This is a genomic window from Alloyangia pacifica, assembly GCF_020524285.1.
In the GTDB taxonomy this organism is placed as follows: domain Bacteria; phylum Pseudomonadota; class Alphaproteobacteria; order Rhodobacterales; family Rhodobacteraceae; genus Salipiger; species Salipiger pacificus_B.
In genome coordinates this window covers 603,532-618,884 of record NZ_JAIVKX010000002.1, presented here as the reverse complement: position 1 = coordinate 618,884, position 15,353 = coordinate 603,532, and the positions used below count along the sequence as shown (strand labels likewise).

At 68.4% G+C, this 15,353-nt stretch carries 13 protein-coding genes; 6 read left to right on the top strand and 7 right to left on the bottom strand.

Annotation, left to right across the window (positions count from 1 at the left end; all coding sequences use genetic code 11):
• Window positions 1-23: 23 nt before the first annotated feature.
• Entirely contained in the window at window positions 24-572 is a 549-nt protein-coding gene (locus LC039_RS03755) for a peroxiredoxin (protein ID WP_226621710.1), read from the bottom strand.
• A gap of 291 nt (window positions 573-863) precedes the next feature.
• On the opposite strand from LC039_RS03755, the gene lipA reads away from it, so the two are divergent.
• From lipA to mltG, 6 genes are all read left to right on the top strand, one after another.
• Complete coding sequence (lipA, locus tag LC039_RS03750) at window positions 864-1,814, top strand: lipoyl synthase (RefSeq protein WP_226621709.1); 951 nt, start codon at window positions 864-866, stop codon at window positions 1,812-1,814.
• A gap of 158 nt (window positions 1,815-1,972) precedes the next feature.
• Entirely contained in the window at window positions 1,973-2,665 is a 693-nt protein-coding gene (locus tag LC039_RS03745; protein ID WP_226621708.1) for a YoaK family protein, read from the top strand.
• A 175-nt stretch (window positions 2,666-2,840) separates the two neighbouring features.
• On the top strand, window positions 2,841-4,124 hold the full coding sequence (locus tag LC039_RS03740) for a DUF3422 family protein (RefSeq protein ID WP_226621707.1): 1,284 nt from the start codon (window positions 2,841-2,843) through the stop codon (window positions 4,122-4,124).
• An 83-nt stretch (window positions 4,125-4,207) separates the two neighbouring features.
• Window positions 4,208-5,002, top strand: coding sequence for a glycosyl transferase (locus LC039_RS03735; protein ID WP_226621706.1), 795 nt, complete (start codon window positions 4,208-4,210; stop codon window positions 5,000-5,002).
• Between the two features lie 113 nt (window positions 5,003-5,115).
• Window positions 5,116-6,375 carry a beta-ketoacyl-ACP synthase II gene (fabF, locus tag LC039_RS03730; protein ID WP_226621705.1) on the top strand — a complete coding sequence of 420 codons (1,260 nt, stop codon included), beginning with the start codon at window positions 5,116-5,118 and terminating at the stop codon, window positions 6,373-6,375.
• A gap of 1 nt (window position 6,376) precedes the next feature.
• Window positions 6,377-7,537, top strand: a complete 1,161-nt coding sequence (gene mltG, locus LC039_RS03725; RefSeq protein WP_226621704.1) for an endolytic transglycosylase MltG — start codon at window positions 6,377-6,379, stop codon at window positions 7,535-7,537.
• A 284-nt stretch (window positions 7,538-7,821) separates the two neighbouring features.
• On the opposite strand, the gene rsmA is transcribed toward mltG, so the two are convergent.
• The 6 genes from rsmA to lptF form a co-directional block, all read right to left on the bottom strand.
• Window positions 7,822-8,661 (bottom strand): 16S rRNA (adenine(1518)-N(6)/adenine(1519)-N(6))-dimethyltransferase RsmA, encoded by an 840-nt coding sequence (gene rsmA / locus LC039_RS03720; protein ID WP_226621703.1) that lies wholly within the window; start codon window positions 8,659-8,661, stop codon window positions 7,822-7,824.
• 106 nt (window positions 8,662-8,767) lie between these two features.
• Entirely contained in the window at window positions 8,768-9,745 is a 978-nt protein-coding gene (gene pdxA / locus LC039_RS03715; RefSeq protein ID WP_226621702.1) for a 4-hydroxythreonine-4-phosphate dehydrogenase PdxA, read from the bottom strand.
• On the bottom strand, window positions 9,742-10,968 hold the full coding sequence (locus LC039_RS03710; protein WP_226621701.1) for a peptidylprolyl isomerase: 1,227 nt from the start codon (window positions 10,966-10,968) through the stop codon (window positions 9,742-9,744). Before LC039_RS03710 ends, pdxA begins: the two co-directional genes overlap by 4 nt.
• The gene (locus tag LC039_RS03705) at window positions 10,959-13,124 is read right to left on the bottom strand and encodes an LPS-assembly protein LptD (RefSeq protein ID WP_226621700.1); all 2,166 of its coding nucleotides are present in this window, start codon (window positions 13,122-13,124) and stop codon (window positions 10,959-10,961) included. Before LC039_RS03705 ends, LC039_RS03710 begins: the two co-directional genes overlap by 10 nt.
• Complete coding sequence (lptG, locus tag LC039_RS03700) at window positions 13,121-14,215, bottom strand: LPS export ABC transporter permease LptG (RefSeq protein ID WP_226621699.1); 1,095 nt, start codon at window positions 14,213-14,215, stop codon at window positions 13,121-13,123. Before lptG ends, LC039_RS03705 begins: the two co-directional genes overlap by 4 nt.
• Window positions 14,212-15,336, bottom strand: coding sequence for an LPS export ABC transporter permease LptF (gene lptF / locus LC039_RS03695; RefSeq protein WP_226621698.1), 1,125 nt, complete (start codon window positions 15,334-15,336; stop codon window positions 14,212-14,214). Before lptF ends, lptG begins: the two co-directional genes overlap by 4 nt.
• Window positions 15,337-15,353 lie beyond the last annotated feature (17 nt).

Here is a 15,353-nt window from a genome sequence, read left to right as displayed (position 1 = left end):
CCGCATCAGATTCAGCGAAGGGCTCAGGCCGCCGCTTCGGCCTTTGCGTTCGCCAGGTACTCCAGCAGGTTCTCCGGGCTCGACACGCCGTAGGGATCCTCGCCGTGGTTGTCGCACAGGCCGGGCTCCTCGAACCACGCCTCGACCACGCCGTCGTTGATGATCGCCGCATAGCGCCAGGAGCGCATGCCGAAGCCGAGGTTGTCCTTGTTCACCAGCATGCCGATGCGGCGGGTGAACTCGCCCGAGCCGTCGGGGATGACCGAGACATTCTCGAGGTTCTGCGACTTGGCCCACTGGTTCATCACGAAGCTGTCGTTGACCGACATGCAGTAGATCGCGTCGATGCCGTGTGCGCGGAAGGTCTCGGCGTTCTTCTCGAAGCCCGGCAGCTGGTAGGTCGAGCAGGTCGGGGTGAAGGCGCCGGGCAGCGAGAAGAGGATCACGCGCTTGCCCTTGAAGTAATCCGCCGTGGTCATGTCCTGCCAGCGGAAGGGGTTCGGGCCCTCGATCGACTCGTCGCGGACGCGGGTACGGAAGGTGACATTGGGAAGCGCGACGCCGGTTCTCATTCTGGTGTCCTTTCGGGAACTTGCAAATTCGGGTCTCCTCCCTGACGTGGGGATAGGAGCGCGGCGCGGCGGGCGCAAGCAGAAGAGCGCCGTCGCGGAAGGCGCGCGGACAAAAGCGGCGCGGGATGCTCGGGAATTGCGCTTCGGGCGCGATGGGCGTAGGGGAGAGTCCGACATGTTCAGTCCCGGTGTCGGTCCCGGTGGGGGACCGATCCGGAGCCTGGGGTGGAACCTCGTCCCGAAGAGGTCTATCTTCCGGGGCAACCTGACCCACATCGCGGGGGAAACGCTTTGCGAGACCTGAAGATCCCGGCGCAGCGCCATCCGGAGAAGGCGCATCGGCCCGACAATGCCCAGCCCAAGAAACCGGACTGGATTCGCGTCAAGGCGCCCGGCGGCGCGGGCTACAACGAGACCCGCCGCATCATGCGCGAGCACGGCCTGGTGACCGTCTGCGAAGAGGCCGGCTGCCCCAATGTGGGCGAGTGCTGGAGCCAGGGTCACGCCACCATGATGATCATGGGCGACATCTGTACCCGCGGCTGTACCTTCTGCAACATCGCCACCGGCCGCCCCGACACGCTCGACGTCTTCGAGCCCGGGCGCGTGGCCGACTCGGTGCAGAAGCTGGGGCTGAAGCACGTGGTGGTGACCTCGGTGGACCGCGACGACCTCGACGATGGCGGCGCCGAGCATTTCGCCCAGACCATCCGTGCGATCCGTCACCGCTCGCCCGAGACCACCATCGAGATCCTGACGCCGGACTTCCTGAAGTCCAAGCCCGGCGCGCTCGAGACCGTGGTCGAGGCGCGCCCCGACGTGTTCAACCACAACCTCGAGACGGTGCCCGGCCTCTACCCCGAAGTGCGCCCCGGTGCGCGTTACTTCCACTCGCTGCGCCTGCTGCAGCGGGTCAAGGAAATGGACCCGCATATCTTCACCAAGTCCGGCATCATGGTCGGCCTCGGCGAGGAGCGTCAGCAGGTCGTGCAGGTGATGGACGACATGCGCGCCGCCGACATCGACTTCCTGACCATCGGCCAGTACCTGCAGCCGACGCCGAAGCACCACCGCGTCGCCCGTTTCGTCACGCCCGACGAGTTCGCCTCCTACGAGAAGGCCGCGTTCGGCAAGGGCTTCCTGATGGTCTCGGCGACGCCGCTGACCCGCTCGAGCTACCACGCCGGTGACGATTTCGCCCGCCTGCGTGACGCGCGCGAAGCCAAGCTGGCAAACGGCTGAGTTGACGACGGCGCAAAGCCGGGCAACTTGGCAAGGATGAATTGGGGGCGGGGCCGCGCGGCTGCGCCCCTTTTTCTTTGGCGCGCGCGAAACGGGGCTTTGCCGCGCCGCGCGAAGCGTCCTAAGCTCCTTGTCGTGCAAGGTAAAAAGGGTGCGCCATGCTGATCCGGGTGGGCGACGATCGAACCGGGGCCATCGATCTGTCGCTGGCCGGGCTGCTGTCTTCGATCTCGGGGGCGCTGAACGCCGTGGGCTTCCTCATCGCCGGCTCGTTCACCGCCAATATGACCGGCAATATCTCGGCCCTTGCCGACCATCTGGCGAACGGCGCGCTGCGGCTGGCGCTGTCCTTTGCCGGGCTGGTCGTCGCCTTCATCTGCGGCGCCGCCCTGGCGGCGCTGGTCATCCGCATCGGCGAGGCGCGGCGGGTCCGGGCAATCTACGCGCTGGCCATCGCGGCGGAGGGGGTCTTCGTGCTGCTCCTGGGGATTGCGCTGGCGCTCTGGCCGGGGATGGAGCAGGCGTTTCTGGTTATCGTGCTGAGCTTCGTGATGGGGTTGCAGAACGCGGTGACCACGATGATCTCGCGCGCCCGGGTGCGCACCACCCATGTCTCTGGCATGGCCACGGATATCGGCATCGGGCTGTCGGCGCTGGCCGCGGACGCCGAGACGCGGCGCGCGGCGCTTCCGAAGCTGCGGCTCCACGCGCTGACGCTGGCCAGTTTCACCGCCGGTGGTGTGCTCGGTGCGGTGCTCTTCGGCGCGGCGGGCTATTGGCTTTTCCCGCTCTGTGCCGGCGCGTTGCTGGCGATCTCGCTGCCCGAGGTGATCCGGGCCGGGCGCGGCTGACATTGCGGGGCGGCCGGCGCACACTGCGCGTCGCAGCAATGCGCGATAGCGGTAACCTGTGGCACTTCACCCAGTATACGAATGTATTCCGTTAATTAATTGATAAGACACAATCATTTCCTTTACATCGAAGGGCGGGGCGCTAGTGTCGCGACAACCTTCCGGAGCCTGAGCCATGCCGCCCATCAAAGATCACCCGCTGCGCTACGAGCTCGCCAACGAGTTGCACGCCCGTCCGTTTCCCACGCTCGAAGTGCCCTGCCGCGGGGTCTTCCTCGCGGTCAAGCGCGCGGCGGATGCCGCCTCCCGCGATCGCGGCGAGGACCTGGCGCATCTGGTCGACTTGCTCGACCGCCATGGCGCACCGCATCCGCAGCCCGAGGCACGGCACTACGCCGGGCGCATCGGCAAGGCCGAGATCAAGTGGGAACTGCACACCGAGTTCGTCACCTATACCGCCTTCCTGCCGGGGCTGGGCGATGGCGCCTTCGATCCGCGCGATTTCGGGATCTTTCCGGCCGACTGGCTCGAGGCGACGCCCGGCGTTCGGATGACCTCGGCGATGATCCGCGTTCTGGACCGCCCGTCGGACCCGGCGACGATCAATGCCGCCTGCGCGGACTGGTTCGTCAACGACAGCATCGCGGTGAGCAGCATGCTTGACGATGCTCTGGTCGCGGCCTCCGACTTCCGCATCGACCCGGCGGGGCACCAACGCTTCGCGGTCTTCGTCGACGCGGGCACGGGTGCGCAGCGCGTGGGCCGCGTGGTGCAGCGCCTGTGCGAGATCGAGGTCTACAAGACCATGGCCATGCTCGGCTTCACCCGAGTCAGCGCGATCCGCGCCGACCTCACGCGGATCGACGAGAACCTGACGCGGCTGTCGACCGAGATGACCGGCGGCGACAGCCCCGAGGAGGACGTGCTGAAGGCGCTGCTCGGGGTCTCGGCTGAGCTCGAGACGGTGCAGGCCCAGAGCGCCTTCCGGCTCTCGGCCACCGCCGCCTACGAGGCTTTGGTGAACCAGCGCATCTCGGTGCTGCGCGAGGAGCGCTTCGAGGGGCGGCAGACCTTCCGCGAATTCATGGCGCGGCGCTTCGAGCCGGCCATGCGCACCGTGAAGAGCAGCGAGAAGCGGCTGGCCGAGATGTCGGCCCGGGCGATGCGGGCGGGCGAGCTGCTGCGCACCAGCGTCGAGGTGAAGCGCTCGGCGCAGAACCAGGAGATCCTCGCCAGCCTCGACAAGCGCGCCGACCAGCAACTGCAACTGCAGACCACGGTCGAGGGGCTCTCGGTGGTGGCGATCTCCTACTATGCCGTCTCGCTGGTGGGCTACCTGCTCTACCCGGTGGCCGCGGCGGTGGGCGTCTCGAAGGGCACGCTGACCGCGCTGGCGGTGATCCCGGTGGCGCTGCTGGTCTGGTTCGGCATCCGCCGCATCCGCCATGCGGTGCATTGACGCGTTTGCGGGCGCGCGCCGAGAGGTTGGCACTTGCCGGCGCTTTGGGCTAAAGCGCAGGCAAGAACCACCCGGAGAGCATCATGCGCGCCAATACCTTCTGCATCAAATGGGGCACCGCCTTCGGCCCGGAATACGTCAACCGGCTGTATTCAGGCGTGCGCCGGCACATGGACCGCCCGGTGCGCTTCTTCTGCATGACCGAGCACGCCGAGGGGCTGCACCCGGACATCGAGATCATCGACCTGCCGGTGGAACCCTTCGCCGAGCCCATGGCCGCGGCGCTCGCCGTCGCCAACCGCCAGGGCGCCATGCGCAAGGTCTCGCTGTTCCGCCCCGGTCTGGTGCCCGACCTCGAGGGGCCGGTGCTGGGCTTCGATCTCGACGTCGTGATCACCGGCCCGCTGGGCGAGATCCACGACCTTGCACCCGGCACCATCGCCATGCGCCACGACTGGACCGAGAAGCGCAAGGGCCGGCCCACGGGGCACGGCTCGGTGTTTCGCTTCGATCCCGCGCAGCATGGTTTCCTCTACGAGGATCTGTCCAAGGACGCCTATGCAGAGGTCGAAAAGGCCCGCGGGTCGGAGCAACGCTACACCTCTCACAAGGCAATGGATCGCGGCGTTTTTAAATATATTCCGGACCCTTGGGTCGTGTCTTTCAAGTATGACTGCAACCCGTTCCCGGGCAACTGGCTGCACGCGCCGCGGCTGCCCGAGGAGGCCCGCGTGGTCTGCTTCCACGGCCATCCCAAGATGTCCGAGGCGCTGGAGGGCTACAACGGCAGCTTCGTCCGCCACTCCAAGCCCTGCGACTGGTTGCGCGAGCATTGGATCGACCGGGCGCAGGCGGATCTCGGCTCAGACTGGGCCTGAGCGCCTGTTCGGCGCCTGAAGGGACACACAAATTAACCGTTATGCTTGCCGAGCAGACCGCCCGCGCGGTATGAGCGGCGTCAACATTGGGAACTTGAAAGAGAGGCAGAGCAATGCGTCGCGTTGTGGTTACCGGGCTGGGGCTTGTCACGCCGCTGGCGGATGGGGTCGAGAAAAGCTGGGAACGTATTCTGGACGGGCAATCGGGCGCCGGGCCGATCAAGGGCTTCGACACCGAGGGTCTGACCACCACCTACGCCTGCGAAGTGCCGCTCGGCGACGGGTCTGACGGCACCTTCAATGCCGACGCCTACATGGAGCCGAAAGAGCAGCGCAAGGTCGACACCTTCATCCTCTTCGGCATGGCCGCAGCGCAGCAGGCCGTCGAGGACTCCGGCTGGACCCCGACCGAGAAGGAAGATCTCGAGCGCACCGGCGTTCTGATCGGCTCCGGCATCGGCGGTCTCAACTCGATCGCCAACACCGCCGTGATGATGGAAGCCAAAGGCCCGCGCCGCGTGTCGCCGTTCTTCGTGCCCGGCGCGCTGATCAACCTGATCTCCGGCCAGGTCTCGATCAAATACGGCTTCCGCGGCCCGAACCACTCGGTGGTCACCGCCTGCTCGACGGGCGCCCATGCCATCGGCGACGCGATGCGCCTGATCAAGTACGGCGACGCCGACGTGATGGTCGCGGGGGGCGCCGAGGCGGCCATCTGCAAGATCGGCATCGCCGGCTTCAACGCCTGCAAGGCGCTGTCGACCAAGCGCGCCGACGATCCGACCAAGGCCAGCCGCCCCTATGACGCCGACCGTGACGGCTTCGTCATGGGCGAGGGCGCGGGCATCGTGGTGCTGGAAGAGTACGAGCACGCCAAGGCGCGCGGCGCGAAGATCTACGCCGAGGTCATCGGCTACGGCCTGTCGGGCGACGCCTACCACATCACCGCCCCGTCGGAAGACGGCGACGGCGCCCTGCGCTCGATGGGCGCGGCGCTGAAGTCGGCGGGTCTCGAGGCGAGCCAGATCGACTACATCAACGCCCACGGCACCTCGACCATGGCCGACACCATCGAGCTTGGCGCGGTGGAGAAGCTGCTCGGCGAACACGCGGGCAATGTCACCATGTCCTCGACCAAGTCGGCGACCGGCCACCTGCTCGGCGCGGCCGGCGCGATCGAGGCGATCTTCTCGATCCTCGCGATCCGCGACCAGGTCGCGCCGCCGACGATCAACCTCGACAACCCGGCGGTGGAAACGCCGATCGACCTCGCGCCCAATGCCAAGCGCGACCGCAAGATCGACTACGCGCTCTCCAACAGCTTCGGCTTCGGCGGCACCAACGCGAGCGTGATCTTCGGGAAGGTCAGCTGATATGTGGCGCAACATCGCCTCCAACGCGATGACCTTCCTGGTCGTGCTCGTCTTCCTCGCCGGGGGCTTCCTGCTCTGGGCTCAGAACGAGTACAGCGCGGAAGGGCCTCTGGCGCAGCCCATCTGCCTGCAGGTGCAGCGCGGCTCGAACTTCGGCCGCGTCTCGCGTGACCTCGCCGAGCAGGGGGCGGTCAGCTCGGACATGCTGTTCCGCCTCGGCGCGGATTACACCGACAAGACCACCGAGCTGAAGGCGGGCTCCTACCTCGTGCCGGAGCATGCCTCGATGTCGGACATCACCGAGATCGTCACCAAGGGCGGCGCCTCGACCTGCGGGACCGAGGTGGTCTACCGCATCGGCGTCAACAGCGCCGAGGTGCAGGTACGCGAGCTCGATCCCGAAACCGGGCGCTACGTCGAGCGCATCGAGTTCGATCCGGCCAGCGACGAGCCGCGCCCCGAGGGCTACGAGGCGATCAAGTCCGAGGTCGGCACGCGTTTCCGCGTGGCGCTGGCCGAGGGGGTGACGAGCTGGAAGGTGATCGAGGAACTGGGCCAGATCGACGTGCTCGAGGGCGAGGTCGCCGAGCGGCCCGCCGAGGGCTCGCTGGCGCCCGACAGCTACGAGATCAGCCCCGGCGACAGCCGCGAGGATCTGGTCGCGCGGATGACCGAGGCGCAGGAGGCGATCCTCGCGCAGGCCTGGTCCAACCGCGCCGAGGGCGTGCCCTATGACAGCCCCGAGGAGGCGCTGATCATGGCCTCCATCGTCGAGAAGGAAACCGGTGTCTCGGACGAGCGCCCGATGGTGGCCTCGGTCTTCGTCAACCGTCTCGAGCGCGGCATGCGCCTGCAGACGGACCCGACGGTGATCTACGGGCTGACCAACGGCGAGGGTGTGCTGGGCCGCGGTCTGCGCCAGTCCGAGCTGCGCCGCGAGACGCCGTACAACACCTACGTCATCGACGGGCTGCCGCCGACCCCGATCGCCAACCCGGGCCGCGCCAGCATCGAGGCGGCGCTGAACCCGGCGCAGTCGGAGTATCTCTACTTCGTGGCGGACGGCTCGGGCGGTCACGCCTTCGCGGAAACGCTGAACGAGCACAACCGCAACGTCGCCGAATGGCGCAAGATCGAGGCGGAGCGGGCGCAGGGCAACTGAGCCTTTCTGCCAGAAACAGGAAAGGCTGGGCGTGAAGCCCGGCCTTTTTCGTTTTGGGTCATTGCGACGGCAAGCCGGGCGCGCGCCAGCCCGTGGAATGGCGCTGCGAAAGTTGAGGTTTGCACTTTATGCGGGCCAAATCAGGGTGCCCTGCGAGCTTTGCGCTACAATGACAAAGCGTCAGCCCGCGAGGATGGCTTCGTCCATCGGGCCTGGCCCGATGGCGCCACGCTGGACGACCGATTGCCCGGCGGCTTCGCCTTGATGCCGGGCGGCTTGATGCCTCAGCCCTTCAGCACCCGTGCCAGGGCGCAGAATTGCTCGAGCGAGACCTGCTCGGCGCGTTCGGTGGGCGCGATGCCCGCCGCCAGAAGCTTGTCCTCGATGTCCGGCGCCAGCCCCTTGAGCGCGGCGCGCAGCATCTTGCGGCGCTGGTTGAAGGCCATGGCGACCACCCGCTCCAGCGTCTTCGCGTCTGCCGGGTAGCGCGGCTCGGGAAGGGCTTTCAGATGCACCACCGCCGAGGAGACTTTCGGCGGCGGGGTGAAGGCGGAGGGCGGCAGGCTGATCACGATGCGCGCCTCGCAGCGCCATTGCGCCAGCAGGGCGAGCCGCCCGTAGGCCTTGGACCCCGGCTGCGCGACGATGCGCTCGGCGACCTCGCGCTGGAACATCAGCGTCAGCGTCGACCAGAAGGGCGGCCAGTCGGTCGGCGTCAGCCAGCGCACCAGCAGCTCGGTGCCGACGTTGTAGGGCAGGTTGGCGCAGATCGCGATCGGCGGGGTCAGCTTCTCGAGCGGGTCGACCTGCAGCGCGTCGCCGTTGATCACCTCGAGCCGGCCCTCGTAATGCCGCGCGATCTCGTCGAGCGCGGGCAGGCAGCGTTCGTCCTTCTCCACCGCCAGCACCTTCCGCGCGCCCTCGGCGAGCAGCCCGCGGGTCAGGCCGCCGGGGCCGGGGCCGACCTCGAGCACGTCCATGTTCGACAGGTCTCCGGCCGCCCGCGCGATCTTGGCGGTCAGGTTGAGATCCAGCAGGAAGTTCTGGCCCAGCGACTTCTTGGCGCTGAGCTGATGCGTCGCGATCACCTCGCGCAGCGGAGGAAGGCCGTCGATCCCGCTCATTTCTTCATGGTTCTCCAGTTTCGCCGCGGTATTGGGGCAATGGGGCGTTGGGGTGTTGCAGTGCGCCCGCAGGGCACGGGCGCGGGGCAGAGCCCCCTCTATACCCTTACGCCGTCGCCGCGCCAGCCGAAAGCTCGGCGGCCATGCGCAGCGCCGCCAGCGTCGAGGAGGGATTCGCCAGCCCCTTGCCCGCGATGTCGAAGGCGGTGCCGTGATCGGGCGAGCTGCGCACGAAGGGCAGGCCGAGGGTGACGTTGACGCCCTCGTCGAAGCCCAGCGTCTTCACCGGGATCAGCGCCTGGTCGTGATACATGCAGACCGCGACGTCGTAGCGGGCGCGGGCGGCGGCGTGGAACATCGTGTCGGCGGGCAGCGGGCCGAGCAGATCCATGCCCTCGCCGCGCAGCCGTTCGAGCAGGGGCGAGATCATCTCGATCTCCTGCCGCCCCATGCGACCGCCTTCGCCGGCGTGCGGGTTGAGGCCCGCGACCGCGATGCGCGGCCGGGGGATGCCGAAGCCCGCCATGGCGTCATGGGTGATGCGCAGCCGGGCCTCGAGCAGCTCGGCGGTCAGCGTCTGCGGCACGTCTTCGAGGGCGATGTGGATGGTGGCGGGCACCACCTTCAGCTCGGGGCAGGCGAGCATCATCACGACCTCGGGCACGCCGCCGAGATGGGCGAGGAACTCGGTGTGACCGGGGAAGGCGAAACCGCAGCCCTCGGCCAGCGCCTTCTTGGAGATCGGCAGGGTGCAGAGCGCTGCCGCCTCGCCGGACTGGCAAAGCTGCACGCCGCGCTCGATCGAGGCCACCACGCCCGCCGCCTGTGCCGGTTGCGGCACGCCCGGCACGCGCGGGCCGGGGATTTCCAGCGGCAGCACCGGCAGGCCGCGGGTGGCGGCTGCGGCGGCCTCGGCGGGGCGTTCGATCAGCACGTGCGGCACGGTGCCGGGCAGGTGCTGCGGCGCGCCGATCCAGAAGAACGGCAGCGCCGCGCCAAGCACGGTCCAGCAGGCCTCGGCCAGCTCCGGGCCGATGCCCGAGGGCTCGCCGCAGGAGAGCGCGACGGGCAGCGCCGGGCTCATTTCTCGACGATGTAGGCGTTGGCGCGGAGCTGCGACAGGTAGGCCTCGGCCATCTGGTTGAGCCGCTGGTTGCGCAGCCCGATGGACACCTGCTGGCGGTCGGCGTCGGCGGTGACTTCCGGGGTGCGGCTGCACAGCATGAGGAACATCAGGGTCTGGCCGTTCGAGCGGGTGAGCGCGGTCGAGACCTCGCCCGGGTCGAGCTTCGACAGCTCGTAGGCCACGTCGGTCGGAAGGTCTGCGGGCGGCATCGACTGGCGCTGCAGCACCTCGGCGGGCTGACCCTTGGCAAAGGCGTAGAGATCGTCGCAGCGGTCGACCTTGCTGGCCAGCACGCGGGCCTTGGCGAGGGTCTCGGCGCTGCGGCCCCCGGCCATGTAGTAGGTGGCGTAGTCGACCGAGGCGATCTCGGGAGCGGAATAGCCCGACTCCTCGACCTGGCGCATCTGGAACAGCGCCACGGCGCCCTGGATCGGGATCGGCGCGGTGACCTCGCCCGGCGAGAGGCCGATCACCAGCGGGCGCAGCACCGGTGGCAGGTCGGAGATATCCTGCCAGGGAAGGCGGCCGCCCTCGCCACGGGTGGCGGTGGCGGAATACTCGCGCGCGGCAGAGGAGAACTCGGCGGTGGAGCGGTATTTCGAGATGCGCTCGGCGAGGCTCTGCACCTGCGCCTCGGTGCCGGGACGGATCGGGATGATGATCTCCGACAGCAGCACCCGCACGTTCGAGCCGGTGCCGGTGCCCGAGAGGGCGCGGTCGACCTCTTCGTCGCTGACGTTGATCCGGGACTGGAAGCGCGCCTGCACCAGTTGCCGCCAGGCGAAACCGGCGCGGACGAAGTCGCGGAAGGTCTGCTCCTCGACGCCGTTCTGCGCCAGCACGCCGAGGAACTGCTCGAGGCTGAGGTTGCCGCGCTGCGCGAACTCGGCCATGCCGTCGCGGATTTCCTCCTCGGTGGGCTCGATGCCGGCGTCCTGCGCCGCCTGCAGCCGCAGCCGGTCGTCGACCAGCTGCTCGCGGGCGAGGTTGGCGGGGTCGCCGCCGGAATTCAGCACCTCGATCATCCGCGCACGCTGCTGGATCTCGTAGTTGGTGATCACCATCTCGTCGACGAGGATCGCGGGCGAGAACAGCCCCTGCGCGGAGAGCGCGAGGGGGGCGAACGCCAGGCCGGCCGCGCAGATGACGGAGCGGAGGAAACGGGCGGGGATCACTTGCATTGGCGTCGGTACTCCTTGGCGCTTTCCGCGGTGCCGAAGCCAGTCAGCGCCACGGAGAGGCCGAAATCGGTGGACGGTTCCAGGTTGGTCGAGGACGCGTATTTGCGCGTCACCGAGAAGTCGACCTGGACGCATTCATTGCGGTATTGCAGGCCCATGCCCGCGCGGTCAAGGCGTTGATCGGCAAGGTCGTAGCGCCATTCCGCCGAGGTGGTCCAATTGGTGGCGAAACGGTAGCTGCCCTCGAGCGACCACTCGGACTGGGTTTCGTCGCGCTCCTCGACCGCGTCCTGCACCAGCAGCAGGTAGGAGGCGCCGAGATCGATGCGGTCGTTGGACCAGTCGACGCGCGCCTCGGCCTTGCTGAGGTCGCTGATGCCGTCCATCAGCCCGCGCGCCGAGATGGTCAGCCCGGTGTCGTTGCTGAAGCCGGCGGCGACCAGCCAGTCCGACATCGTGCTGTCGAGGCCGGAGGACTTGCTGAAGTCCTCGTCGACCTCGTCCTGCCAGACCCGGCCCAGGGTCATGCCCGCGCGCCAGCCGTCGGGCGCCTCGTGCAGCCAGCGCACGCCGGTGGCGAAGGTCTGGCCGTGCTCGCGGCGGTCGGCGGCGGGGAAGCGCGAGAGCGACAGCAGGTTGGCCTCGTCGAACTCGACGCGGGTGCTCTCGTCGGCGACGATATTGACCCGCGTGCCGCCGACGATGCCGTACTGCATGACCGGCTCGAGCAGCGTGTGCCCGCCGTCGGCGGCGTGCCGGACCAGCGGCCAGCGCAGCTCGAGCGCGGTGCCGCCCATGGCGCGTGACACATCGCTTTCCGAGGTGCTGTCCTGGCGGTAGGCGTAGCGGTCGAACCAGAGCTGCGTGGTCAGCCCGAAGCGCAGCCCGCCGTCCAGCGTCCAGCGCCGGCGCCAGCTCGCCTCGGCGGTGAGCCGGGCGACGTCGCGGCCCTCGATGTCATCCGAGGAGGTGCGGTAGTGCCCGTGCAGCTCGGTGCCGAGCCGCAGCTCGCCGCCGACGCGGGTCGGGAAGAAGCGCTTCTCGTAGGAGGCATCGACGATCCAGGACGGCAGCAGCGCGTCCTTTTCCGACGCGCGCAGCGACTGGTAGTGCGCCAGGCCGAGCCGCAGCAGGTCGTCCGCGCGCGCCCGCGACAGCTCGATCGTGCTGTCGAGACGGTCGAGGTCGTCGTAGTCGTAATCGTTGAGATAGGCCTCGTCGCTGACCATCTTGAGGTCGAAGTCGAGCTGGAACTCGTTGCGCAACCCGAAGTTGCCCTCGGCGAAGAGGTAGCCGCGGGTCTCGTCGCTGGTCAGCGTGTCGCGGGTCAGCGCGCCGTTGACCTCGACGTCGCCATTGGCGAAGGCGCGGCGATAGCGCGCCTCGAGCGTCTTGGTCACCGGCGAGGAGTAGGGCGTGAGCGTGACGTCCTGGTGGTCGCCGATGGGAATGAAATAGGGCAGCTTGATCCCGAAGCCGAGCAGCGTCGAGCTGCGGAAGGTCGGGATCAGGAAACCGCGGGTGCGCTCCAGCGTGGGGTCCGGCAGGCGCAGGCTCGGCACCCAGAGGATCGGCACGTCGAGCACGCGAAACTGCGCGCCCTCGAAATAGATCTGCTGCGCCTCCTGGTCGTGCACCACGCGGTCGGCGCGGATCGACCAGAGCGGAACCTCGTCGGGGCCGCAGACCTGGCAGGAGCTGACCGCGACGCGGCTGAGCTGGGTAAAGCGCCCCTCGGCCCGGCGTGCCTCGACGGCGGCGAGCTGCAGCTGCTCTTCCATGACGATGCGCGCGCCCGACAGGATGCCGTCGCGCAGCCCCTCCTGCAGCTCGGCGCTGTCGGCGAGCAGCAGGGTGCCCGAGGGATCGGTGATCCGCACCGGTCCCTCGATCTGCAGGGTGCCGGCTTGCTGGTCGTAGACGATCCGGCTGGCAGCGAGCCGTGTGCCATCCTGCAGAGCCTCGACATTGCCTTGTGCGATCAGGCGGTTGCCGTCTTCGACATAGACCTCGTCGGCGACGAGAATGGCCGGGGCATCTTCCTCTTCGGGGGTGGTGCGCGGGCTCGTCTGGGCGTGCAGCGGCTGCGGCAGCCCGGCGGCGAGCGGCAGGCTCAGGGCCAGCGCCGCCGCGAGCAGGCGGGTCTTGGGAGTCATCCTTCCTCCATCTGGAGCACCAGCCCGAGGGCCAGCAGCAGCGCGGCGAGCGGCGGAACCCATGCGGCGAGCATCGGGTTGAGTTGCCCGTTTTCGCCGAGGATCTGCGCGAAGTTCCGCACGTAGTAAAGTCCGAAGCCGAGCATCACCGCCGCCAGCACCGAAAGCCCGGTGTTGGCCAGCCGTGCCGGGCGCATGGTGAAGCCCGCCGCGACCAGGACCATCGCCACCAGGAAGATCGGCTGCGCCAGTTCGGACTGCAGCCAGACGATGTGGCGCCGGGCCGAGAAGCCGGCCTCTTCCAGCCCGCGGATGAAGGCGGGCAGCTCCCAGATGGCGATCGCCGAGGGCTCGCCGAAGCGGTCGCGGATGCCGTCCTGCGTGAGGTTCGAAGGCAGGCGCATCTCTTCGAAGCTCTCCGCCGCCTGTTCGGGGTTGGGCGTGTCGTCGAGCGGCCAGACCTTGGCGTTGCTCAGCACCCAGTCGCCGGCCTCGAGCTCGGCGCGTTCGGCGACGATGCGGCGCTCGGGGCCGCCGCCGGCGGCGTAGGCGACGAAGCTGACGTCGTAGAGCACGCTGGCGTCGGGGTTGGTGCGGCTGGCGCGGATCACCGTCTGTGCGCCGTCGGTGCCCTGCCGCAGCCACAGGCCCTCGGCGCCGATCGACAGCACCGACCCGCCGTCGCTGTCCCATTCCTGTTCGAGGTCCGCCGCCCGCTTCGAGGTGGCGGCGACGATCGGGTTCAGCATGCCCACGGCCAGCCCGGCGATGATCACCGCCACGCCCACCGGCCCCATCAGCGCCGCCAGCCCCGAGCGGCCCGCGGCGCGGCTGACCACCAGCTCGGAGCTGCGCGCCAGCGAGACGCACATGGAGATGGCCGCGAGGATCGTCACCAGCGGCAGGATCGAATAGGTGCCGCCGGGCAGGTTCAGCAGCGTCATGTGCAGCACCTGCCCGAAGCTGACGTCCTCACCGAACTTGCGCAGCTGTTCGACGAGATCCACCAGGAAGAAGAACAGCGCGAAGATCGTGGCGATGGCGAAGAAGAACTTCAGGAAGCGCCGGGCGAAGTAGAAATGCAGGATCATGCCGCGGCTCCGGAAGCGGGGGATTTGCGGGCGGCGCGGCCCGGGCGGCGCATCCGCGACGCCTGCCATAGCATGACGCCGGTGATCGCGAAGCCGGTGAGGCTGGGCAGGTAGATCAGCGGCCAGAGCGCGCCATTGCTCCGCACCGGCGTCGAGACCGAGCTTTCGATGATCTTGATCAGCACCAGCAGGAAGATCGCCCCGATGATCTGCCGGGTCACCCCGAAGCGCGAGAAACTGCCGGTCATCAGCGCCGCGTAGCCGATCAGCGCGGCGACGACGCAGAGCAGCGGTTGCTCGAAGCGCATGTGCGCCTCTTCCAGAACCTCGCCGACCGAGTCGTTGACCTCCTCGGCGACGGCCTCGGTGTCGGTCAGCAGCTCGAAGGTGCCGATCTGCCGGGCGCGGCGGCCGGGGCGCCGGTCGGGGGTGATCAGGCTCGAGATGTCGTAGGTCAGGTCTTCGAAGGTGGTGGTCGAGAGCGCGCGGTCCGAGCGGCGCAGGGTCTGGGCGGTGCCCTCGACCATGGTCAGCATCGTCGCGCCGGACTCGCCGCGCACGATATAGGCGGTGCGGGCGGTGTAGATCACCTCGCGGTCATTGAGCCGCCGGTCCGACAGGAAGACGTCGCGCAGCTCGCCCTGCGGCGAGATCTCGCGGATGTAGAAGGTCACGCCGCGGGCCGGGTGCAGGAAGGTGCCCTCGTGCAGCAGCCGGGCCGAGACCGAGCCGGAGATCTCCGCCTCCCGCTCGCGCAGCTGGCCGTGCGAGAGCGGCACCAGCACATGCGCCAGCACCGCCATCATCGCGCCGATGATCAGCCCGAAGACCAGCACCGGGCGGGCCAGCCGCCAGGGCGAGTAGCCCGTGGCCTGCACCACGGTCAGCTCCGAATCGTTGCTCGAACGGTTGATCACGTAGACCGAGGCGGCAAAGGCGGCGATGGGCAGCACGATGGCGATCACCGCCGGCAGGCTGAGCAGGGTGAACTCGATGAAGATGCCGCCCGAATGGCCGTCGGCGATCAGTTCGCCGAACAGGTTCACCGCGCGGTTCACCCAGTAGACCATCACCAGTACCAGCGAGAAGAACCCGAACAGGACCATGAGCTGCGACAGCATGTATCTGTCGAATCTCT

Excerpts from the sequence above, each read along its gene's own strand:
- LC039_RS03755 (WP_226621710.1), bottom strand. The coding sequence starts at position 572 with ATGAGAACCGGCGTCGCGCTTCCCAATGTCACCTTCCGTACCCGCGTC.
- LC039_RS03745 (WP_226621708.1), top strand. The coding sequence starts at position 1,973 with ATGCTGATCCGGGTGGGCGACGATCGAACCGGGGCCATCGATCTGTCG.
- LC039_RS03740 (WP_226621707.1), top strand. The coding sequence starts at position 2,841 with ATGCCGCCCATCAAAGATCACCCGCTGCGCTACGAGCTCGCCAACGAG.
- LC039_RS03735 (WP_226621706.1), top strand. The coding sequence starts at position 4,208 with ATGCGCGCCAATACCTTCTGCATCAAATGGGGCACCGCCTTCGGCCCG.
- fabF (WP_226621705.1), top strand. The coding sequence starts at position 5,116 with ATGCGTCGCGTTGTGGTTACCGGGCTGGGGCTTGTCACGCCGCTGGCG.
- mltG (WP_226621704.1), top strand. The coding sequence starts at position 6,377 with ATGTGGCGCAACATCGCCTCCAACGCGATGACCTTCCTGGTCGTGCTC.
- rsmA (WP_226621703.1), bottom strand. The coding sequence starts at position 8,661 with ATGAGCGGGATCGACGGCCTTCCTCCGCTGCGCGAGGTGATCGCGACG.
- pdxA (WP_226621702.1), bottom strand. The coding sequence starts at position 9,745 with ATGAGCCCGGCGCTGCCCGTCGCGCTCTCCTGCGGCGAGCCCTCGGGC.
- LC039_RS03710 (WP_226621701.1), bottom strand. The coding sequence starts at position 10,968 with ATGCAAGTGATCCCCGCCCGTTTCCTCCGCTCCGTCATCTGCGCGGCC.
- LC039_RS03705 (WP_226621700.1), bottom strand. The coding sequence starts at position 13,124 with ATGACTCCCAAGACCCGCCTGCTCGCGGCGGCGCTGGCCCTGAGCCTG.
- lptG (WP_226621699.1), bottom strand. The coding sequence starts at position 14,215 with ATGATCCTGCATTTCTACTTCGCCCGGCGCTTCCTGAAGTTCTTCTTC.
- lptF (WP_226621698.1), bottom strand. The coding sequence starts at position 15,336 with ATGCTGTCGCAGCTCATGGTCCTGTTCGGGTTCTTCTCGCTGGTACTG.